This window comes from Aureibacter tunicatorum (assembly GCF_036492635.1).
GTDB classification, from domain to species: Bacteria; Bacteroidota; Bacteroidia; order Cytophagales; family Cyclobacteriaceae; genus Aureibacter; species Aureibacter tunicatorum.
Genome location: NZ_AP025305.1, coordinates 1,701,692 through 1,724,429, shown reverse-complemented (window position 1 = coordinate 1,724,429; position 22,738 = coordinate 1,701,692). Strand labels below are relative to the sequence as shown.

The 22,738-nt window shown below is 34.0% G+C and carries 23 protein-coding genes; 10 read left to right on the top strand and 13 right to left on the bottom strand.

What is annotated here, in order from left to right; genetic code table 11:
• Positions 1–56: 56 nt before the first annotated feature.
• From AABK36_RS07390 to AABK36_RS07340, 11 genes are all read right to left on the bottom strand, one after another.
• On the bottom strand, positions 57–581 hold the full coding sequence (locus AABK36_RS07390; RefSeq protein WP_309941774.1) for a hypothetical protein: 525 nt from the start codon (positions 579–581) through the stop codon (positions 57–59).
• A 16-nt stretch (positions 582–597) separates the two neighbouring features.
• Complete coding sequence (locus AABK36_RS07385; RefSeq protein ID WP_309941773.1) at positions 598–1,257, bottom strand: hypothetical protein; 660 nt, start codon at positions 1,255–1,257, stop codon at positions 598–600.
• Positions 1,258–1,579: 322 nt separating this feature from the next.
• On the bottom strand, positions 1,580–1,879 hold the full coding sequence (locus AABK36_RS07380) for a hypothetical protein (RefSeq protein ID WP_309941771.1): 300 nt from the start codon (positions 1,877–1,879) through the stop codon (positions 1,580–1,582).
• Positions 1,854–2,177, bottom strand: coding sequence for a hypothetical protein (locus AABK36_RS07375; protein ID WP_309941770.1), 324 nt, complete (start codon positions 2,175–2,177; stop codon positions 1,854–1,856). The genes AABK36_RS07380 and AABK36_RS07375 overlap by 26 nt, the downstream gene beginning before the upstream one ends.
• An 81-nt stretch (positions 2,178–2,258) precedes the next feature.
• Complete coding sequence (locus tag AABK36_RS07370; protein ID WP_309941768.1) at positions 2,259–2,834, bottom strand: hypothetical protein; 576 nt, start codon at positions 2,832–2,834, stop codon at positions 2,259–2,261.
• A 259-nt stretch (positions 2,835–3,093) separates the two neighbouring features.
• The gene (locus AABK36_RS07365; protein ID WP_309941767.1) at positions 3,094–3,336 is read right to left on the bottom strand and encodes a hypothetical protein; all 243 of its coding nucleotides are present in this window, start codon (positions 3,334–3,336) and stop codon (positions 3,094–3,096) included.
• A gap of 214 nt (positions 3,337–3,550) precedes the next feature.
• A complete protein-coding gene (locus AABK36_RS07360) occupies positions 3,551–4,654 on the bottom strand; it encodes a serine hydrolase domain-containing protein (RefSeq protein WP_309941766.1) in 1,104 nt (367 codons plus the stop codon).
• A 385-nt stretch (positions 4,655–5,039) separates the two neighbouring features.
• The gene (locus AABK36_RS07355; RefSeq protein WP_309941764.1) at positions 5,040–5,636 is read right to left on the bottom strand and encodes a hypothetical protein; all 597 of its coding nucleotides are present in this window, start codon (positions 5,634–5,636) and stop codon (positions 5,040–5,042) included.
• 165 nt (positions 5,637–5,801) lie between these two features.
• Entirely contained in the window at positions 5,802–6,419 is a 618-nt protein-coding gene (locus AABK36_RS07350; RefSeq protein ID WP_309941762.1) for a hypothetical protein, read from the bottom strand.
• A complete protein-coding gene (locus tag AABK36_RS07345) occupies positions 6,413–6,775 on the bottom strand; it encodes a hypothetical protein (protein ID WP_309941760.1) in 363 nt (120 codons plus the stop codon). The genes AABK36_RS07350 and AABK36_RS07345 overlap by 7 nt, the downstream gene beginning before the upstream one ends.
• Positions 6,776–7,155: 380 nt before the next feature.
• Positions 7,156–8,589 (bottom strand): phosphoribosyltransferase-like protein, encoded by a 1,434-nt coding sequence (locus AABK36_RS07340; RefSeq protein ID WP_309941758.1) that lies wholly within the window; start codon positions 8,587–8,589, stop codon positions 7,156–7,158.
• A 448-nt stretch (positions 8,590–9,037) separates the two neighbouring features.
• On the opposite strand from AABK36_RS07340, the gene AABK36_RS07335 reads away from it, so the two are divergent.
• From AABK36_RS07335 to AABK36_RS07290, 10 genes are all read left to right on the top strand, one after another.
• Positions 9,038–9,460 (top strand): DUF2314 domain-containing protein, encoded by a 423-nt coding sequence (locus AABK36_RS07335; protein ID WP_309941757.1) that lies wholly within the window; start codon positions 9,038–9,040, stop codon positions 9,458–9,460.
• Positions 9,461–9,472: 12 nt separating this feature from the next.
• A complete protein-coding gene (locus AABK36_RS07330; RefSeq protein WP_309941755.1) occupies positions 9,473–10,093 on the top strand; it encodes an HAD family hydrolase in 621 nt (206 codons plus the stop codon).
• Between the two features lie 136 nt (positions 10,094–10,229).
• The gene (locus AABK36_RS07325) at positions 10,230–11,006 is read left to right on the top strand and encodes an MOSC domain-containing protein (protein ID WP_309941753.1); all 777 of its coding nucleotides are present in this window, start codon (positions 10,230–10,232) and stop codon (positions 11,004–11,006) included.
• A gap of 146 nt (positions 11,007–11,152) precedes the next feature.
• Positions 11,153–12,067, top strand: a complete 915-nt coding sequence (locus AABK36_RS07320; RefSeq protein WP_309941751.1) for an alpha/beta hydrolase family protein — start codon at positions 11,153–11,155, stop codon at positions 12,065–12,067.
• A gap of 171 nt (positions 12,068–12,238) precedes the next feature.
• A complete protein-coding gene (locus tag AABK36_RS07315) occupies positions 12,239–12,832 on the top strand; it encodes a hypothetical protein (RefSeq protein WP_309941750.1) in 594 nt (197 codons plus the stop codon).
• Between the two features lie 66 nt (positions 12,833–12,898).
• Positions 12,899–13,246 (top strand): hypothetical protein, encoded by a 348-nt coding sequence (locus AABK36_RS07310; RefSeq protein ID WP_309941748.1) that lies wholly within the window; start codon positions 12,899–12,901, stop codon positions 13,244–13,246.
• A gap of 70 nt (positions 13,247–13,316) precedes the next feature.
• A complete protein-coding gene (locus tag AABK36_RS07305; RefSeq protein WP_309941747.1) occupies positions 13,317–13,898 on the top strand; it encodes a Crp/Fnr family transcriptional regulator in 582 nt (193 codons plus the stop codon).
• Between the two features lie 65 nt (positions 13,899–13,963).
• Entirely contained in the window at positions 13,964–14,383 is a 420-nt protein-coding gene (locus AABK36_RS07300; RefSeq protein WP_309941745.1) for a DUF5367 domain-containing protein, read from the top strand.
• Positions 14,384–14,628: 245 nt separating this feature from the next.
• A complete protein-coding gene (locus tag AABK36_RS07295; RefSeq protein ID WP_309941744.1) occupies positions 14,629–15,936 on the top strand; it encodes a helix-turn-helix domain-containing protein in 1,308 nt (435 codons plus the stop codon).
• Between the two features lie 106 nt (positions 15,937–16,042).
• Complete coding sequence (locus AABK36_RS07290) at positions 16,043–17,575, top strand: serine hydrolase domain-containing protein (protein ID WP_309941742.1); 1,533 nt, start codon at positions 16,043–16,045, stop codon at positions 17,573–17,575.
• Between the two features lie 462 nt (positions 17,576–18,037).
• Here the strand turns inward: AABK36_RS07290 and AABK36_RS07285 are convergent, their stop codons facing one another.
• Positions 18,038–19,429 carry an efflux transporter outer membrane subunit gene (locus AABK36_RS07285; protein WP_309941741.1) on the bottom strand — a complete coding sequence of 464 codons (1,392 nt, stop codon included), beginning with the start codon at positions 19,427–19,429 and terminating at the stop codon, positions 18,038–18,040.
• A 109-nt stretch (positions 19,430–19,538) separates the two neighbouring features.
• Complete coding sequence (locus tag AABK36_RS07280) at positions 19,539–22,712, bottom strand: efflux RND transporter permease subunit (protein WP_309941739.1); 3,174 nt, start codon at positions 22,710–22,712, stop codon at positions 19,539–19,541.
• Positions 22,713–22,738 lie beyond the last annotated feature (26 nt).

Below are 22,738 nucleotides of genomic sequence, written 5' to 3'. Positions count from 1 at the left end.
AGCCTTCATATTGAGCTCTGCGAGCCATGCGAAAATTAGTTCTTACAAGCAATTTTTTATTCGCTCAGAAAATCACTCATTTCTTCTGGTTTCGGATATTCGTTTTTTTGTCTTGCAATTAAGATTATTTCTCCCAAATGAAATGACAAATGTGTGCTGGAATCTTGAATTAATTTAAGTTTTCCTTCTAATTCAACATCCGATGAATTAAGATTCAATATGATTTTTTCAATTTGCTCTGTTTGATTCTTGAATTCCTGCGTTTTCGATGTCCATTCGTTCAGATTATTCGATTTTAGTTCGAACGCCCAAGATTCTGATTCATTAAAATGAATTTTAGAGTCAAAATTGTTCAGTTTTTGTATCTGAAACCTTCTCCATAATATCAAATGATTTAGTATTTGCCATATAGTTTTAGAATGACCTTCGATTAAAATTCCGCTTATTTCAACTGGAATGGTTTCAAAAACTTTGAACGTATCAAATGCGTCTTTAAAAATAAAATTGAAGTTCAGTTTGTTCATTATCAAGTTGCTTACAGCGTTCCGGCTAAAATCATGACTGTCCCGAAGTGTAGCCATGATTTTTTAGCCATTGTTATGCTCTTTTTTTATTTTTCAGTGTGATTAAAAGGATTCCCAATCCAATAAAGATTAAAATTCCTATTCCATATTTCTTTAGCATGTTATGTTCTTCAACGAACTTCGAGTTTGCTATTGAGTTTTCAATTTTGCTGGATTTTACATTAATCAGTATTTCTTTAAAATCATCTGTTTTAATTCTCAAATTAGTCGAATCTGAGAATCTATTTGGAATTAATTCATATTCGTCCATCCAAATTTGATGAGAAACGGTATGTGAATAATTGTCAGGTTTTAGGCCTAAATCCTTACCACTATACCTAAATGTCTTTTGGGGAGTATAAATTACAACCTGATTTGGTGGTTCTTTCATATCAATCCAATCATTCAAATAAGCATATATCTGTCCGTCATTTGAAAGTACTCCTCCGCCATATCCGTCTTGGAAGAACTTTGAAGACCAAATTAAACTGGTGTCTAATTTCATATCATAAACCTTAATAGTCCATCTTCTTTCCCACGGTTCTTTTAATGAATCTGACTTTTCAAATTCAATGTCAGCTTGATATAACCCATTATCTGACTTAATTGAAAATTCACACCAACAAGGTGGCTCGTCTGCAAAAATCAAATGACTGAACAGAATAAAGAATAGTATGCTTATCGGTCTTTTCATAATTTGAGCATAATACCTCAATAAACCGAACTCTGTTTATTAGGCTAAAAACTTATTTCAATGAAAAATTAAATTTAAAAAATAATATTTCAAAAAAATTTATCAAATTTTAAACTATGCTAAATCCTAAATTAACAATATGCGTATCATCTCAGTAATTTTTGAATTATCGTGACTTTACACAAATACTAAGTTTAGCTGAGGTCAAAGCTATTTCATAATTCCATTTTGATTTAAAATTCAAACAACATCTAAGACGCAAGTTTAAAATATGCTAGAAGCCTTCATATTGAGCTCTGCGAGCCATACGAAGACTTAGTTGTTATCTGCTGGCTTTATTTTTTATTTTATCAAGTTGTTGAAATATTCTTTCTCCTATATCTATATCACCAACAAAGTCGTCCCATTGGCAAGTAGGTGCAAACCAAATCCACAAATCCTCAATTATGTTTTCATCTCCATTTTCTAATTTCTTGATTCGGTCTACAAGGTGAGTATGGAATTCCTCCGCAGACAAATGCTCTCCCGAGTAGCCTCCAGTATATTCAGACAATATTTTTTCAGCTTTTTTTAGATCACTTAATAAAGAATCTGCATTATTCCGCTTCTTGAAAATATTCATACGCATAAGCTTCTATTTCACCATCCCCACTTAATTGATTTCCATTTTCATCTTTTAAGTCATACATTTCTTGCTCTCCGCCTATTGAGGCACTACCATCTAAACCTAATAGAATAGTATAAAAAACGTCGGTTAATGCACCGTCCATTAATTTTTTCATTATTTCAGTTTGATCATTAGTCAGATTTAATGAACTGACAAGTTGGCCAACTTCTGTTTCTGAATTTTTAGACAGGTATTCAGCTAGAAACTTTTGTTTCTCGTTATAAAATGCTTTTACAAATTCTTTTGTATTCATATTTTTTTTCAACTTACAAGTAACATTTGGCTATGGTGCGTATCCCAAAGGGTATGCATTATAGCTTTTGTTAGTCACTTTTTATTTTTCAATTTTGTTGAATGACAAGTACAACTTGTTTTCACCTTGTCGTTCAATATAATCGATGATTTCGTCTGTTCCCACAGGAATTAAAAGTTTAATCTCTCCTAACCCATTGAGTTCAATATTGTAATCACTCATACCATATATTTCACCTTCGTTCTTTTCATATACTCCTTCTGAGCCTAAATAGAATGACGATTCTAAGATTGCCATTCCTTCTCTGGAAAAGAAAACCTCATTTTTCGTCTTTCCTTTAATTAAGTATTCAATATTTGTGTAATTAACCCTTTTTACAGTTAACTGATAAAGAGTGTCGTTCGATTTGAGTTCATAATAACTTTCCTGATTCAATCGCAAATCTGTTGGAATCAGAATTGGATCATGATATTCCTTATTGACAACTATAGAATCATTCGTGATTTTCAATGAGTAAGGTTTAACATGCCTCCAATAATTAATGAATCCAATATCATATGCTGTTGAATCTTTTATTTCTACTTCCCATTTGTCCTGTGAATAAGAATAGGAAAAGGACAAAATCAAGGTCAAATATGTTATGAGAATATTTTTCATCTAATTGTGGCTAACACCCCAATAAACCAAATTCCGTTTATTTCACCAATGTATACGGATGCTGTTTATTAGGCTAAAAATTTATTTCAATAAAAAATTAAATTTAAAAAATAACATTTCAAACAGTTTTATAAAATTTCAAACTATGCTAAATTCTAAATTAACAATATGCGTATCATCTCAGTGATTTTTGAATTATCGTGACTTTATACAAATACAGAAGCCAAAGCAGGTTCATTACTCCATTTTGAATAACAATTCAATTAGTCGTTTCATTTTGCCAATTAATGTATCCGCGTATATTGATAATTAAAAAAATACTATTACCTACTGCTGTTCCTATACTGTTCATCATGACAAACCCAAGATACATCCAAACTATATTCGAAATAGCAAAAACTATAAAACCTAACTTCTTTTTATTTCCCAACAGATATACTGCCAGCAAGGCAAGTGATATTCCAATCCAGTCAATTAAATAATATTCAAATATTTTATCCATGGTTTTTCAATTAACTTATTCCTATATCATTTAAGGCATATCTAGTAATTATTATTTCATCCTCTTTACTAGCAAGCAACGGTTTCGAATATGAGCAGCAATAGATCTTTACCCACGAACTTTCAATGAAACTTAGAGCTTAGTTTTTCAATTTCACTTCTACTTGATCACCTCAACCAGCGTTTACTCATACACAATATTCAAGATCATTTTTCTATTCCCAATAGTGGTGAGCTACTTTTTCAATTATATCCTGTGGTGAACTGCCTGTCAAATTTGTCAAAAGAATAATTGTCAAATTATCATCAGGATAAATAATTAAAGCTGCTCTTCCACCTCCAATAGGCGATACAGCGGGGTGATTTTCTCGCATAACAACAGGCCATCCATATCCATATCCATTAAAAGCTCCACCAAAGCCTCCATACTGGCCGTCATTTAACGGTACGGCAGTCCACATTTCCTCCCTGCTTTTTGAACTTATGAATTCGTCGTTTTCCAAAGCTTTAATCCATTTAGCCAATGCATCTGTAGTTGCAAATGCACCTGCATCCGCCCATACAAGCGGGAGAAATTCTTCTGAAACTTCCCATGGCTTTTCTCCTTTTTCGTACTCGCCTGTTTGTTTATTCTTCACATAATAGCAGTATGTCGAGCTTTTGTTGGGAACACTGTCAAAAGAACTTCCAAAAACGATTTCTTCGTCAATACCAATTTTATCAAATTGATTTGTTTTCAGGAACTCCAAGTAAGCCATGCCACTCACCTTTTCAATCAGTTTTAAAATCAAAACATAATTTGTCTGGATATAGTCAAAGCTTTCTCCTGCTTTAAATCGAACACTCTCATTTTTAACTTTTTCCCAAGCAAATTTTTCGCCTTTGCCCCCAATCAGTCCATCATTTTCAGTGTCTTCAATATCAGGCAAACCGGAAGTATGACTTAAAAGTTGGCGAATTGTAATTCCATTCCACTCATTCGGCAAATCATCCAAATAATCTGAAATTGGGCTTGATAGCTTTACTTCACCATCTTCCACCAATTGCATTATTGCGGTGCCAGCAAATATTTTTGAAAGTGAATTGATTGAAAAAATCGTGTTACTATCAACAGGAACTGAAAAGGCATAATCAGCAAGCCCAATATATTCCGAAAGTACAGTTTGTCCATTTTTGATGACTACTACTCCGCATCCCGGGATTTTTTCAATTTGAATTTCTTGTTTTAATTCATTTAAGAATTTTTCTTTTTTTTCTTGAGCTATTGATACGGATGACACAACTAAAATGGCTAATAAAGCCCAAAAATGCTTATACATATATTTCATTTCTTAATTGCCAACAGCAGGAATTCCGTATATTCTCACTATATGCAGAAGCCATATGTCAGGATAAAAATTGATTTCAGTGAAAAATTAAGTCTAAAAAATAACATTTCAAATAGCTGCATGGAATTTTCAACTATGCAAAATCCAAAATCAATAATAGACATGTTAACTTCGATTGCTTTTCTATTACAATGCCTTAATACAAATACTAAGTTTAGCTGAAGCCTAAGCAGGTTCATTACTCCGCTATGAACCACAGTTTAAACGGTATTTTAGGCGCAAGTTTATAAAATTATGCTAGAGCTGAGTTTAGCCAAAACGGTCTTCATATTGGGCTCTTCGAGCCATACGAAGACTTAGTTGTTGTGTTTAGTGTTTATTCTCCATCAATCATCTGACCATAATAATAATCAGCTTTATCATGATATTTTCGAACAATGTATTCCTTTATCTTACCTTTAAATATGGCTATCTCATTTAACCATTCCTTGAGTAAAATCTCAAATTGCTTAAAATCAAATCTAACCAATTCCTCAACCTTATTTAAATCCTCTGTGTAGTTTGACAAGACAATATAACCACCTTCAATCTTGTAATAAATCCATGGATGTCCAATCCATATTTCTGCCCATGATGATTTCCTTTCGGTTAATATTTTTATCCAGTTTTTATAATTGTAGAATTCCCCACAACAGTTGTAATCAATTCTGATTTTCCCTAGAGTCAATTGAAATCCACCATCAAATGAAATGCGTTCATTTTCATTGTCAGATTTATCAAGTTCAACAATGTAATCATCAACTATTATTGAAATTAAATTATCGTCGAAGTCTTTAATTGATAACTCATGATTATATTCATCCGTCTTATAAATTTTGTCTTTAAATTTTTCTAAAATCCAATCCGTTCCTGTCCATTCCTGAAATCTAGGTGAATATACTGTAAAATCAATATGTAGGTTATCCTTGGTCATTATCCATTGTCTTAATTGTTGAAAAATTAAGCTTTCAACCGCTTTAATTTATCAAACCCTTTGTTTACGGTTAAGTCTTTTAAATCTTCGTCTTCCATTATTTGCAGATACCTCTCATTACATTAAACACAACATCCCAATAAACCAAATTCCGTTTATAATTTGTTACCACACATTTTTATAGCTCCATGTTTTATCTAACAATCTACACGCATTATTAAATTTCAATAAATTTTCATTCCCACAGAAATCGTAATATCTAACAGCTTCATAAACACTTAATCCCCATGTCTTGTCGTTTTGATAAATCTCAAAAGTTTCAAGTATTCCATCTGATATAGAATGAGTTGTTATTCTGCCATTTTCCTGATTAATCAATTTCGTTTCCAAATCCAAGACTGTTAATGTAAACAGTCCAATTTGACGTAGAGAATCAACCAAATAATTCACTTGCTCAAAATCCCCTTTACGTTTACGACCTATTTTTATTTTGTTATTTTTCTTCTTTCTCGTAATTGTAATCAAATCTGCGTTATTTTCAGAAAAGCAGATCAATCTATACTCTGTTCTGTCAAACCAATAACACTCTGCATATTTTAAAATAATGAAGTCATAATGATTAAAGTCCTTATGAGAAAGGATAAAATCACTTATTTCGGATTTAAAATCATTTTGTACAAAGGGATACTCCTGTGAGTAAAGCTTTGAACCAGAAAAAACAATAACACAAATAACAATAATAAATGTCCTTAATGATTTAAATTTTGTATTCCAGTTTACCATAAACTCTCATTTTCAATTTGAAATTTATACGGATTTTCAGAGTCAAATTCCATATCATGAAAAATCAGAAATTCAGCACCTTTGTCATTAAATTCTTTAGTCTCAATTTTGCTAATTCCTTTGATACAATGATTATTTTGATAGATAATTTTATCAAAAATCAAGAATGCCGATTTTGTAATCCGAATACTTTCTCCACAAGCTAAAAATCCACTGACAAAAGTTTTTATTTGATATGTGTCATTTATCTTATTCTCATAAATTGTTTGGCCAAACAATAAAGAATATAAGCTCAATAAAATCATTGGAATTAACACAAAAGATTTTATTATTTTTTTCCATGTGATTCTTATCAAGATGAAATATAACAAACAAGAGCTAATAAAAATCGATATAATTATTGAATTCGTATAAATCCCTTTTATTCTGTAGTCGAAAAATAATAGTATTGCCAGTATTACAAAAATTATAGAGGTGATTATTAAAACTTGGTTTATTACAGTTTCAAGCCTCTCATTATATTGTTTAATCAACAACGGAATGCAATTAAATCCAATTAGTATCAGTAAGAATATTAGTACTACTATCATTTCTTAAATGTGTGGTAACGGCTCGAATATGCGTAGTGCGGGATTTCAAAGCTCCAACTTATCAAATTACACTGCCGTTTATTAATTTCTATATTGTTAATATTTAGCACTTTCCCCGCATTACGTATATTTATTGTTAGGTGTTGTTATTCCTTTAGCTTGTCTTTAATTTCTTTAAAAAGCAATTCAATTTTACTTTCATCTACATGTCTTTCAAATAGGAGTTTAAGCCTTTCATTTCTCATCATTGACATCCGTCTTAAAAATTTTCGTTCAATTAAACGTCGCTTTTCAGCATCATTTAAATCAACAAGCTCTTCCTCTTTTGGCAATAATCTTATGTAATCTTCATCAGCATATAGTTGGTCAATCTTTATATAATACATTACAGGTTGAATAAATATATGAGGAGAATTCTTAATATTATCTTTAATTATTTTCTGATATCCACTAGGAGCAAATGTATCATCCTCTGCAACAAATAAAAGTTTTGTATTTGATAGTTTATTTAAGTTGTCAATTAGTTTCTTCGAATTAAAACCACCTAATGAAATAATACTAGCCTTTTTCAACTCAAGAAAACTAATTAATTTGTCCAATTGGGACACTAAGAACTCTTCATCAAATCTACCTTCAACATAAAATGTGATTTCTTCAAGGTTTTTTTCTGTTGTTTGTTGTGCCTTAGCTTTCTTGGCTATTGCCTTATCAAATTCTTTATAGTGAGCAGAGATTCCTGTCAATTTTGTTGCTCGTTTAAACAATGGTATCCATGAATTTCGACTTCCCCAAATTAAAGGGATTGTTGTATTTGGTGTATTGTAATAGAAAACTATTAAACCTCCTATACCTTTATATCCAAGTTTTCCTTTTTGGTAAATAGAATTACCATAGTATTCCAATTTTTCTTTTACTTTAATTCTATCTTGATAGGGTATTCCGTCATAAAATTTAGAATCTAAGGAGATTACAGTATCGCTAATATCATATTCAAAAGCAGAAAAAACATGAACCTTTCCTTTTGTTTCTTCTTTCACCTTTTCAATTCCTTCTGACATGCCTACTGCCGTTAAAACAAATATGTTCTCTACCTTTAAAGGAATGGTCTTTTCAGTTAGCTTTTTAACTTCAGATAATACAGAATCTCCTGTAGATAGGATATCATCGATTAAAACTATGTTTTTAATTTGTCCAGCTTCTAGATATTCAAGAGTTTCATCATTCAAAACAAAATTATCTTCTGAGATTTCATTGGTCAACCTAAAGTTGTAAGATATCATATTTCCACTTTTGCCATTCTCTCCAATTCCTGCAAATATTGTATTCTTATGTGATATCTTAGTTTTAGCCTCAATTGCTTTTCTTTCAAGTTTTGAGTAGGCAACCTCTAATCCCTCATTTAATTCATCATACCCAATAACATTTAGATTCTTTAAAATTCTAATTGCTAAACCAAAGTCTTGATTGTCAAATTGCATTATCCATTGCAAAACTTGTTCAAAATCTACATTTATAGACCAAGATGATATAATTGATTTTACATCTTCTAATTGTTGCTGTATCTTACTTGGATATTTCATATAGTATTATTTTCTGGTTTAGGGGTTCTCATTTTTAATAACACCTAACATCCCAATAAACCAAATTCCGTTTATTTCACATAAGTGCGGAATCCGCTAATTAGGTTAATTATTTATTTCAGTTAAAAAATAAGCTCAAAAAGTCATATTTCAAAAAAATATAAAGGGTTCATAACTATATTACTTTAAAAACGAGTAAATACGCACTCCAACCTCTATAGTTATTTAATTATCACAACTTAATACAAACAGTAAGTTTAACTGAAGCCTAAGCAGATTGATGACTCCGTTTTGAACAACAGTTTATATGGTATTTTAGAAGCAAGTTTATAAAGTTATGCACCAGAGATAAGATTCGCATCAGAGGCTGAAGGTCAAAAAACAGCCAAATAAAGACTGTTTTAAACTAAACTACATTCATCATTTATTAAACCAACAAACACAATCCATGAAAATACTTTTACTTCCATTGCTATTGTTTTGCTCATTATTAGTGAATGCTCAAGATGAAGAAAGTCTAATTTTAGTCAATAAGGAAAATGAAAAAATGGATAAAGCTTTTCTGGAAGCAAAAGAAACTTTAGATCAGTTTATCTCAAGAGCTACAGTACAAAGAAAAGAACACGAAATTTATGGTGCTTACATCAAAGTAGTACAAAACGAAGTCGTTGAATATCTTTGGGTTTCTGATTTTCAAAAATATAATGAAACTTATTTTATAGGAGTTCTCATCACAAAACCAGAACTTACCACTCAGTTCAAAAAAGGAGCTACAATAGGATTTCTAAAAGAAGACATTTTTGATTGGCAAATTTATGATAAGAACACAGATGTTTTAGAAGGGGCATTTACCTTTAAAGCACTTGAATAAAGTACTGTACTAATGAAAACTAAAACGATAGTATTTGATCTGTTTAACACACTTGTATATATACAAAAGAACAACAGGTTCTTTATTGAAATCTATAAAGCTTCTGAAAATGGCTTCGAATTAAGTATTTCAGAATACTTGAATCTAATCATGACTAATCCTATCGACCGTGTTATCGTCTTGCTTGGCGATAAATTCAAGGTGCTTTTTGAGCAAAAAATGGACTTGTTGAAAGAAGAAATAGACTCCATTATTGCTTTTGAAGAAACAGTGGAAGTACTCGAAAATCTATCGAAAAAATTTGATCTATATCTCATATCGAATCTTGCCAGCCCTTACAAAGCCGTACTAAAAGACTTAAACCTAGAACAGTATTTCATCAAAACAATCTTTTCCTGCGATACTGGATATCAGAAGCCTGAGATAAAAATTTTTCTCGAAGTAGAAAAGGATAGCGGATTAGAAAAAGGCGAAATCTTAATGGTTGGAGATTCACTAAAAGCTGATATCAAAGGTTCAAATATGATAGGTTGGAATTCATTAAGAATTTGCAGAAATAAAGATCGTTTGAAAAATTTTGAAATAAACAATCTAAAAGAGATCTTTCAGTATATTAGACATTATCAAGATTGATTTTTATCCCATTCTACTTTTCCAATGAGGAAATACAAAGGATGATGATTTAATAAAACATAAAAAACTAATCGTGATAATCCAACATATCTTTAAACTACCAACAAAGCATTTCAAACAATTTAATTAAAAAACATTGAAAATAGAATCACTAAATATATACCCTCTCAAATCCGCCAAAGGGTGTGACGTAAGCAGTATTTTTGTTGATAAGTTAGGTTTTGAATACGATAGATATTACGCTATATGCAATTCAAACAATAAAATACTAACCGCCCGAGAGCTACCTTCTCTGCTTAATATCAAAGCCTTCATTGACGAAGAAGCGCTTTTCCTCAATTTCAAAGGGATGTCGAATCAAATTTCTATTCACGAAGAAATTGAAGACATCGAACTAAGCCTTTTCAAAGAGCCTGCATTTGGAAAAGTCGTAAACCATGAGTTAAACGAATGGCTCAGCAAAATTTTAGGTATAGATTGTAAGCTTGTCAAAATTGATCAAAATAATCTCCGAAAGAAAAATGAAGAAAATATTGCTTTTTCCGACTTATCCCCTATTCATTTGGTTTCGAAAGAATCAATAGATCTATTAAACCAGCACCTGGAAGAAGAAGTTGAAATTGATAGATTTAGGGCTAATATTGTCATCTCCGGGATCGATGCTTTTGAAGAAAATAAGATCAACAAAATTTCAATCGGAGACTGTGAATTCAAAATGACATCCAAAACAAAGAGATGCTCTTTAATTACCATCAACCCTGATACTGGAATAAAAAGCAAAACTCAAGAGCCTCTGAGAACTCTTGCTCAAAAATTCAAATCAAGTGGAAAAGTTGAAATGGGCATTTATCTTGAGCCTACTAAAATTGGTAAAATAAATTCTACCGATAAAATAAATATTGAATACTGCTAAATCTATACGAACATCACCTGAAACATCAAAACCACTATATTTTGTATTGACTATTAAATTCTGTCCTATTTCCCTTTACAAAATTTAATTTCTAAAATATATTTTTATCTTTAAAAAATAATAAAAACATCATTAACTATAAGCAAATGAACAAAATCTCAACTACGCTAATACTTTTTCTATTAGCCAATCTTGCCATTGCCCAGGATGGAAAAATTCTTTCTAAGAGATTGGTCGATATCTCTCAGACACCCATATGGGAGCGAATATCCCAAGATAACGAATTGCTGCCTGCTTTTAATCACCTGAACAAATTGGACTTGTACTTCATCGCTTACCAAAGCGACAGTCTTATAATCAGAGGCCTGATGATGGAACCCAAAGAAGAAGGCAAATATCCCGTAATAATTTTCAATAGAGGCGGCAACCGAGATTTTGGCCAACTTTCAATAGGCACATTAATCATGTACACCTCCAAGTTGGCCGCTGAAGGCTATGTAGTCCTTGGAAGCAATTATCGAGAGAAAGACGAATTCGGTGGAGAAGAAATTAATGATGTCTTGAACTTAATGGAAACGGCTAAAGAAATCGACAAAGCTGATCCAAATTCCATCGGGATGTTTGGTTGGTCCAGAGGAGGAATGATGACTTATCTAGCCCTTCGGAAATCCGACAAAATCAAAACAGCAATCGTTGGCAATGGTCCCACAGACTTATTTGGACTTATCGCTGATCGACCAAAAATGGAAACAAATGTCCTTGCAGAATGCGTCCCGAATTATTGGGATAATAAAGCTTCGGAATTAAAAAAACGATCAGTTGTTCATTGGCCAGATGAGCTAAACAAAAACAGCAGTCTATTAATCCTCTGCGGAATTAAAGACAAAAGGCTAAAAGCAGATCAATCCAGCCAGCTTGCCGAGAAACTGGAAGAAATAAATTATGATTTTGAACTGAAAAAGTACGATACCGATCATTATTTCACTGGGCATAAGGAAGAGTTGAATCAATTGGTCATCGACTGGTTTGACAGTCGATTAAAAGGTCCTGGGACCAACTAAGCCAATAGCAAACTTACAATTAAAAAGCATTTGCCAGATTATACTTCTACAAAGTGCTTTTTCTTCCTCACAAACTATTAAGCTGAACCTTTTCATTACCATAAGCTAAAATACGCAACCAATAAGGCCTTATGGTTATATAGAATTTATCATGACTAAGAGTTATTTAAGATGAAATTAAACCAATTGATAATAGAAACTGCAACTTGGCTTTATAAAATAAATTCCAATTTTGAAGAAAATCATTACAGATCAAACGAATTAAAACCAAAACCTTGTGAAGATTATCATAGTCTGGAATATGGTGAATTCAATAAATTGATTGAAAAAAGAAGTGCTTATCTGAAAACTAATAATATTGAATTATTAACTGAAGCCGAGGTTGAAAAACTTGGCAAACTTATATGGAGCAATCCTGATGAATCTGTGCATGACGGAGGCGCTGAGTTATACGCTCAAGGCTTATATGATATTAGCGAATGCCCTCCTTGGGACTCGTGGATATGCAAAGCTAATGAATTCGAAGAATTTAAAGATTTAAATGGAACTATAATTTCTTGGTTGCCTGATGAGCATTTCAATAAATTTCATAGCGGAAAATCTATTTCTATCATGGATAATATGAACTGGGTAAAGAGAATCAATTGCCGCAATGAGTTTGTTGAAAAACTTATTCGAGAGCCTGAGAACTTGAAACTAGAAGAGCCTCCAATAAAATGGAACTCTGATAAGCAATTGGAAATAAATAATTTGAGATGGTCATAGAAAATGTGCTGTCCAACATGATATTATCAGACTTGACTCAAAAAGAAATGTAAATAAACCAATCAAATGAAATATAGAATTATAACATCCCTAACTCTAACAGGAAAGATGAGACATATTGACCTCGGTGATTTTGCTTATGGAGAATGGATTATTTATGAAAATAGATTACCTCGATTTCATATTGACTGTTTTAGAGAAAATTCAGATGCAGACTCTTTAATCAATAGCTTGCTTAAAAGTAAAAACTGGACAATTGAAAAAATATTAGACAAAATCAACCAAACTGAAAATAGGAATTTGACATTAGGTTATAAAACCCCTTTCATTGAATTTGAACTCTCATCTGAACTACAAGAAATCAAGTTGAACACTTTACCTATGGATTGGATTAAAAAACTTGAAAATAATTAGAGATTATCACCTTACGAATTTCCTTTTCACCCTGCACCCATTTATACACTAAACGTTCAATGCTATTGATATGAAAAACCAATTCATAGAATATATAACGAACCATGTCCAGCTTGAACAAGATGAGGTTGATGCCATTTCATCCTCAATTCCTGTAAAACATTACAAAGCTGGAGACATACTATTGAAAGAAGGAATGATTTCCAAAGTATCCTATTTCAACATTAAAGGTTGCGTAAGGATGTACTACATTGTCGATGGAAAAGAAAACACAACATTTTTTTACACAGAAAACCAGTTTGTCACATCGATAAAAAGCTTTACTTCCAACGAGCCTTCCAACCACTATCTTGAATGCGTGGAAGATTGTACTCTAGCATTGATCTCTTATGATACTGAGAAAGCACTATTGAGAAGCTTTCCAAAGCTCGAAACTTTCTCTCGTATGATTCTAGAACAGGAATTAGCCAATTACCAAGATATGCTTTCGACCTTCATGATGTCTTCCCCAGAGCAACGCTACCTTAACTTAGTAAAAAATGCCCCTCATTTATTGCAAAGAGTCCCCTTATATCAATTGGCTAGTTATATCGGCGTCAAAGCCGAAAGCCTGAGTAGAATAAGAAGCAGAATCAGCAACAATGCTTCTTAACTTAAGTCAATTTATTTCTAAAGCTTAATCATGAACTTTGATTTCGTAATCAAAATCTTTGAATCATGAATTATAAGAAGTTTAGTTTGACTTTTGGCTTTTTGGTATGGCTATTTTCGAGTCTTCCCTTTCGGTACTGGGGAAATTCATTCTTTATCATCAAAAATCCGTTTATTCTGATCTTGCTATTTTTGGGAGTGATTCCCGTCTTGTACCTATTGACAACTTGGGTCTTTCATCGATTTAAATTAACCGGCCTCAAAAAGCTGGAAAGCTCTGCGTTTATGGCAATACCGGGCATGATCTGCGATGTTGCTTGCTTGAAGTTTCATGATATCGTCTTTCCCAAGCTTACGATCGAAGAAGCAATTGTACTTGGTTCTTGGGTGCTATGGGCCTATTCCATTGTTTTGCTCATTGGAATACTTGAAATTAAAAAGGTTGAATCAGCAAACGCTAATTGTGATAAACATTATTCGACTTGATATAAATCGGCCTCTTGACTAACAATTCAGTCCAAGTCTCTCTCCTATCTCAAAACAAAAACAGAGCTCAGCACTGCATAAAGAAAGTATTCAACAAATTCGGACTGTAAATTTTAAACTTACAGTATAATATTTATAGATGAATGAATTATTTTTCTATATTTTATTCATATTTAGTTTATACTTGCTTTTTCTTTCAAAACGAATAATACAAGAAATCTATCTCAAACCTAAAATTCAATCTTATGATATTTACCACTGTTGAATTATTGAGTATTCTTTTGGCCTTTTTGTTCTTGTTCTTCGCAGGGTATTTACTAGCTATAAAATCAAATAAAAGATTAAGCAACTTGCTTTTCGCCGCACATTTTATTATTACCGCTTTAGATATATCAGCGTATTTTTACCCCAAATTCATAACCCTTCCATACTCAGCAGAAATGCTTCGTATAAAAATTTTAGCCGGCATGAAAGCCCCGATTATCTATTTGTACATACTATCAGTGCTGTATGATGATTTTAAATTAAAGGCTAAGCATATACTGTATTTTAGTCCTTTGTTTATCAACCTAATCATATTAATCCCTAATTTCTTCAGTGTCAATGCTAGCAAACAAGAATTATATTTTCTAAACTTCTTTGATCAACCCGAAACTATATTCGCCACTTTTTTCAGTTACATAGTCGTTTATGCTTTTATACTTGCCGAGCTCTATCAAGTTGGGCGCTATAGGAAAATAGTAAAACAAAACTATTCCAACCCAAAAGCTTTAGTTAATTATACTTGGCTTAAGCAATTCTTAATCATCTCAATTATTTTAACAACCATAACATTCATAAAAGGGATTTACAGATTAGCTTACGACGAGTATGAAACTACAAATGAATTGATTATCACAATGTTGCTTTTCGGCATAGCTTTCGGAACTTGGCTATTTAGCAAAGCGCTTTTTGCGCCCAATATATTTCAAGGCATCAACACAAGACTAGAACCTATAGAAGAAATATCCCATAGTAATGACGATATCAGCATAGAAGCTACTAAACAATTTACAGTAGAGAAACAGGCCAACCCATTCATTAGCGAATCAGACACCAATGATAAGGAAAAATTCTGCGCAACCACCACTATACAATGTATTCAAGAGAAAACAACAGATACATCAAAAAAATCTAAAGATTCAGATGCAAACCCAACTCTTACCGAAGATGATGTTGATGATATCCGTATAAAAAGCATCCAACAATACATGCAAGAAAAAGAACCTTATCTAGATTCATCCTTGACAGTTCAAAAGCTAGGGATACAATTAAAAATTCCACCCAAAGAATTATCCTCTTTAATCAACCAACATATCGGCACCCATTTTTTCGATTTTATAAATCAATATCGAGTAAAAAAAGCCATGGAAATATTAAAGGAAACATCAGCATCTAAAAGGACAATCCAAGAAGTAATGTACGATGTAGGTTTTAATTCAAAAAATTCTTTTAACACTGCCTTCAAGAAATATACAAACCTCACACCTACACAATACAGAAAAAGGCACTGATAACCAGCCTCTTAAAAAAAGTAGGACGCATTTCACATTAAAGTAGTACCATATTTTTAAAATAAAAAGATACATTTGATTTTGAAACACAAACAATATAATAACTATGAAAAACCTATTTTTAGCATTGCCACTTCTATTTCTATCTTTTAATTCCATAGCTGAAAAAGAGCACAATGAAGTTAAAAGCACAGATGAAAAGCTTGAATACATTTTGCATTTGGCGGATACCATACGTACAATTTGCAATACGCCCGGAGCAGGCATAGCCATTGTCTATAACAATGAGATCATCTATAATAAAGGCATAGGGTACAGAGACAGAGAAAAGGAGTTGCCGGTAACAGAAAACACTATGTTCGCCATTGGCTCATGCTCGAAGGCATTTACAGGCACCATCGCAGCCAAATTAGTTGAAAAGGAATTGCTTAACTGGAATGACCCTGTAATCAAACATGTCCCTGAATTCAAGCTGAAAGAGGATTACGTCACAAAGAACGTCATGCTTAAAGATTTGCTTACTCACATGACAGGCATAGGCCGTTATGACGATCTGTGGTATGACAAGTCAATGTCACAAGAAGAGATACTTGAACAGCTTCAATACTTGGAATTTGATCATAGTTTGAGAGAAAAATACAGCTACAATAACCTAATGTACATGATGGCTGGTATTATGGAAGAAAGAGCTAGCGGAAAATCATGGCATCAACTCATCAAGGAAGAAATTTTCATGCCTTTAAGCATGAATAGTTCAGTTACAACCTACGATGAATTTATGAATTATGAAGAAAAATCCATTGGATACAAACCAGATGGAGTTGCAAGAGCTCCTCATAAAAATATTGATGTTGTAGGGGCGGCAGGCTCAATTGGCTCTACGCCTAAGGACATGGCGCAATGGGTAAAAATGTTCACCAATAAGGGTATTCTAAATGATGAGATTTTTTTGAAAGAAGAACAATATAATTATGTTACCAGTCCATCAAGCTTAATAGATCCTATTAAGCTGATTGGTTACAGCATTGGTTGGGCAGTCATTTACAAAGACGGAGTAAAAATTCTGGAGCATCAAGGAGCTATTGACGGACAAAATTCCCATATTCTTATCATACCTGAAAAAGGTTTTGGCATTGCGATTATGACCAATCACAGATCAGAGTTTAAGCAAACTATAGCAAAATATGCCAAAAATATTTTTGTAGATGATGATTATACACGCGACTATAAAAATGAAGCACGGCTACTATCTATCAGACAAGCCAAAATGCTTTTTGATCCACTTTTTTCATTATTTAAAAATGGAAAACATAGAAAAGCTTTGGACTACTTTTACGAATATAAAAAGGGTGTTGAAAATCCTGCGTTTGAAGAAACCTTAAACGCTATTGGCTATGAGCTAATAGGTTTGGAGAAAAACAAAGCTGCTCTAGAAGTTTTTAAGCTGAATGCTATTGAAAACCCTGAAGCATGGAATGTTTGGGACAGCTTGGGTGAAGGCTATGAAAACTTGGAAGATTACGAGAACGCTATTATTAATTACAAAAAATCTTTGGAGTTCAACCCCAATAATACTCATGCCAAAGCTAAAATTGAAGAATTTGAGAAAACAACGCCTAAAAAGACAAAGTCTAATTAACTCAACGAGTAAAAAATAAATCGGAGCAATAATGTCCCACTGCAATAATCAGCCGCAGTGGGACATTCATTCTTAACTACCAAATATACTACCCTTATATTGCTTATATTTATGAGTAAAGAATCTTGAATTCAGCATAGAAATTTCAAATAAAACTTATTCCGTGACTTGGCCATTCATCCTTTTGGTGGATAAATAAAGAAGAGCGTATTAAAAAAGGGCTTCCCCCATTGCAACCAATGGAATATGAAATAAATTGACAAAGGTAAAGCCTATCACATCCAAATAAATTTTACAAGAGCATGGTTAATAACGTAAATTATTGATCAAAAATAATCTACAGATTAATAACTATTATGAAACCAATAAAATAGCAGATACCCTCTCCAAGAGAAAATCAAAAAGAATATTTTACCAAATATCGCAAGAACTAAAATATCAAAATAATCTCAATAATTTTCCTTAAAATCTCCAACCACCTCCAAGAGCGCGATACAAGTCTACTAAAGCACTTAAACGCTCGGCTTCTATGTCCAATACATTAATTTCCACAGCCAATTCAGAATCACGAGCCACCAAAACCTCTAAATAAGTTCCAAATCCACTAGCTAAAAGATCTTCAGAATAAGAAACAGCCAAATGCAAGGCGCCAAGTTCCTCTTTTTTCACTGCTGACTTAGTTAGGGTTGCTTCATAATTAATCAATGCATCAGAGACTTGAGTGGATGCTTCAACCAAAGATTTTCTAAAATTAAGCAAGGCTTGTTCTTGTTGGGCTTTAGCTATTTCTAAAGCGGTTCGATTTCGTCTTCTGTTGAATAATGGTTGCGTAATGTTTCCAGCGGCATTCCATAAAAATGCATCCGTACTAAGCCATGTGGATGAGCTTAGAGATTGCAATCCAGCGCCTGCATTGATCGATATGTTTGGATAGAGATTTGCTCGGGCAACATTAGTGAGTTCAAAGGCGCCTTTGAGACTAAACTCTGCGGATCTCACATCAGGTCTATTCGCCAACAATAAAGCAGGAACACCTGTATGGATTGGGTGCTCCATTTTTATCTTTTGCAATTGGCTCCGTGGGATGCTTTGAAACTCTCTGCCCAAAAGCACGTTGATTGTGTTTTCCAGCAACTGTTGCATTTTGCCATAATCAACCAATAGTGCTTCAGTTGCATGAAGTTGCGCTTTAGTTTGCATAACCCCGGCCTCAGTTACTCGTCCACTGGTTTTTAATTCTTCCATCACCATCAAGCTTTCCTTCCTATTGGCAACGGTCATTTTTATCAATTCAATCTGGGCATCCGCCTTGAGTAATTGAAAATAAGTAGTAGCCAAGTTGGCTATTAGCGCTGTTTGAATGGCTTTTAAGTCTTCCTGAGCCTGTTCCATGCTCGCTTTAACGGCATTCTTATTGGCAGTAATTCGGCCCCACAAGTCAGGCTCCCAAGCAAAACTGCCATTTAAACTATACTGAGTGAACTGTCCCATCCCCAATTGCCCAAAAGCGGACAAATTCGACATTCGTGTTTCCTCTATAGAAATATTAGGATTGATAGAAGGGAAATATTCAGCCCTGCCCTGTTTGAAGCTGGCTTCTGCGGCAAGGATTTGCTGATAAGCCATTAGCAAATTAAAATTCCCGTTAAGAGCTTCATGGATTAAGGCTTTTAAAGCTTCGTCGTCAAAAAACGATTCCCAAGACATTTCAGCTAAAGAAGTTTCCTCCGCAAGACTCATGCCTCTGTAGGTCTCATTAAGATCAAGCTCTGGTTGCTTATATTTCTTAGTGACAAGGCAACTGGAAAATAACCAAATTAAAAGCAATACATATATGAATGAATTCAGTCTCATCTTTTCAGTATTTAGTAAATCGCCATTTCAATGTTTTATTCATACATTCCAAATCAGATATTAAATTCTTTTATGCAATCATCACTTGATAAAAGATTGCAACTTAAATCTATACCTGATGAGTCTCTGATAAAAGGCCTTCTCTAGTCGCAACATTATGACTAGTTTCTTTCCCCTGTAAACGTTCTTGTAGTCTTTGAAAAATCACGAACAAGGCTGGAATGACAAATACACCCAGCACTGTGCCTATGAACATGCCGCCCACAGCTCCAGTGCCAATGGATCGATTTCCCAAAGCTCCGGCTCCAGACGCCAGCATTAGAGGGAGCAATCCGAGAACACAGGTAAAGGAAGTCATGATGATCGGCCTGAGTCGAATACGCGCGGCATCAGTAGCTGCTTTAATCAATGAAGCTCCTTTCTGACGATTCTGTAAAGCATACTCCACAATCAGTATGGCATTTTTACCTAAAAGCCCGATAAGCATAATGAGAGCCACTTGGAAATAAATGTTATTTTCTATATTGAACAGATTGATAAATAATATTGCGCCTAATATTCCCACAGGCAAAGATAAGATGACAGCAAATGGAATGATATAACTTTCATATTGAGCGGAAAGCAAGAAGTAGACAAAAACTAAACTAAGCAAAAACACAATGAACGAATCCCCTCCTGACTTTCGCTCCTCACGCGTCATTCCCGAGAATTCATAACCAAAACCAGTTGGAAGGCCTTGAGCTACTTCTTCAATAACAGCAATCGCATCTCCTGAGCTATAACCCGGAGCCGCCGCCCCCATCACTTTAGCGGCATTGAATAGATTAAAGCGCTCAACCACATCGGGGCCATTGGTTTTAGTCATTTCCACAAATTGACTGATGGCAACTGACTCTCCTTCATTATTACGCACATATATTTGATTTAAAGCCTCTATGGTTGCTCTTTCTTCCGGCTTAGCTTGAATCACAACCCTATACTGCTTCCCAAAACGATTAAAATCAGAAATGTATCTACTTCCAAAATAAGCTTGCATGGTAGAAAACAGCATACTAACATCCATGCCTGCTTCCTTTACTTTTTCTACATTTACCGTCATCTCATATTGGGGATATTGGGTTGAAAAAGATGTAACCGCATAAGCAATTTCAGGACGTTGATTCAATTTCATTAAAAAGATTTTAGCCTGATCTTCCATATCCCTAAGATCTCCCCCCGTCCTGTCTTGCACTTGAAACTCGAAACCTGAACTATTCCCAAAACCAGGAACAGTAGGAGGAGTGAAAAAAAGTATATTGGCTTCTTTTATATGCGCCACGGCTCCGTATAATTGCCTTACTACAGCGTCAATATGATCTTCATCTTGAGTTCTTTCCTTCCAATGCTTGAGTTTAATAACTATAAAAGCTCTGGAGGATCCGTTGGCTCCGGATAATAAGCTATAGCCATTGACCATCATGCGAGCTTCAACTATAGGCATCTCGGCAATGATTTGATTGACTTGAGTGCCAATTTTCGTTGTTCGTTCCAAAGTGGTGCCGGGAGGCAGCTCTAAATCGCAAAAAATAATACCTTGATCTTCCGCAGGAATAAAGCCTGTAGGCGTGTTTTTAAACAACAGCAGAGCAACGCATGCGCAACCCACTAAAAAAAGCAAAGGAATCCACATTTTCTTCATAAAAACATTGACTAAATAGACATATCGATCAGTGATTTTATCAAAAACCTTATTAAATACTGTGCTTAATCTAAAACTCAAGCTTTTATAATGCTTCGTTTTCCGTTTATGCAAAGGCTTTAAAAAAAGAGCGCATAGTGCAGGGCTAAGGGTTAGCGCATTGATAGCGGATATGATCACGGCAATTGTTAAGGTAATGGCGATCTGACTGTAAAATAAACCGGTGGGGCCTCCCAAGAAAGTAACCGGCAGAAATACAGCTGCCAACACCAATGTGCTGGAAATGATGGCTCCCATAATCTCATTCATGGCCATCACCGCGGCTTTAAAAGAACTTTCAACTCCTTCGTCTAGCTTTACATAGACAGCTTCTACCACCACAATAGCATTATCCACGACAATTCCAATGGCTAGCACCATGGCAAACATGGTAAGCATATTGATTGAAAATCCAAAAAGGTTAAGAAAAAAGAAGGTTCCGATAATAGCCACAGGCACAGCCAAAGAGGGAATCAAAGTGGCTCGAAAATCTTGAAGAAAAGCCAGTACAACCAAAAACACTAAAATGAACGCCAAGACCAAAGTAATTAACACTTGGCTAATCGACTCATCCAAAAAATCCTTGGAATTCATTGGAATAACGTATTCCACCCCAGGAGGAAAATCTTTAGCGGCCTCTTTAAGAGTCTCAACTATTTCAATAATAATATCATTGGCATTGGAATCTGAAGTTTGCTTGATGGCAAAAGCCACAGAAGGATAGTCCTGTGTTATATTGGTAGACATATAACTGAATGCTCCCAACTCTATATCAGCTACATCTTTGAGTCGAAGAAAATCACCATTTCCTTCAGATCGAATAATAATATTCTCATATTCTTGCTCTTCATAAAATGTCCCTTTATAGCGAATGGTGTACTCGAAAACTTCAAATGAATTCTCTCCAAACTTCCCCGGAGCAGCTTCAATATTCTGTTCCTGAATGGCACGTGCCACATCATCAGGCAACAAACCGTAAGCGGCCATCTTATCAGGTTTAAGCCACACTCTCATCGAGTAATCCCTCATCCCAAAAGCGTCTACATCTGATACTCCGTTGATTCGTTGAAGAATTGGAACTAAATTGATCTTAGCATAATTATCTAAAAAATTATAATCAAAATCTTCATTTTTGGAATAGATAGCCGCAAACATTAACGTGCTGTTCTGTACTTTTTTAGTCTCAACACCAGTTTGCATAACTACCTGCGGAAGTTGATTCGTGACTTTAGCCACGCGATTCTGCACGTTCACTGCAGCGATATCCGCATCTGTACCCAATTCAAAATAAACATATATTCTTGCTGTACCAGCATTACTTGACACAGAGCTTATATAACTCATGCCCTCCACACCATTAATTGCTTCCTCTATAGGAGTAACCACGCTTTTTAAAATCGTTTCAGCATTTGCTCCCGGATAATTGGCTTCAACTGTTACTGTTGGCGGAGCAATGTCGGGAAATCTTTCGATGGGCAACTCCACAATCCCTAAATACCCAAGCAGTACAATGAGGATTGAAATTACCGTGGAAAGTACGGGACGTTCTATGAATTTTTTGATCATATTATTTCGAGCTTAACAGGATCGTC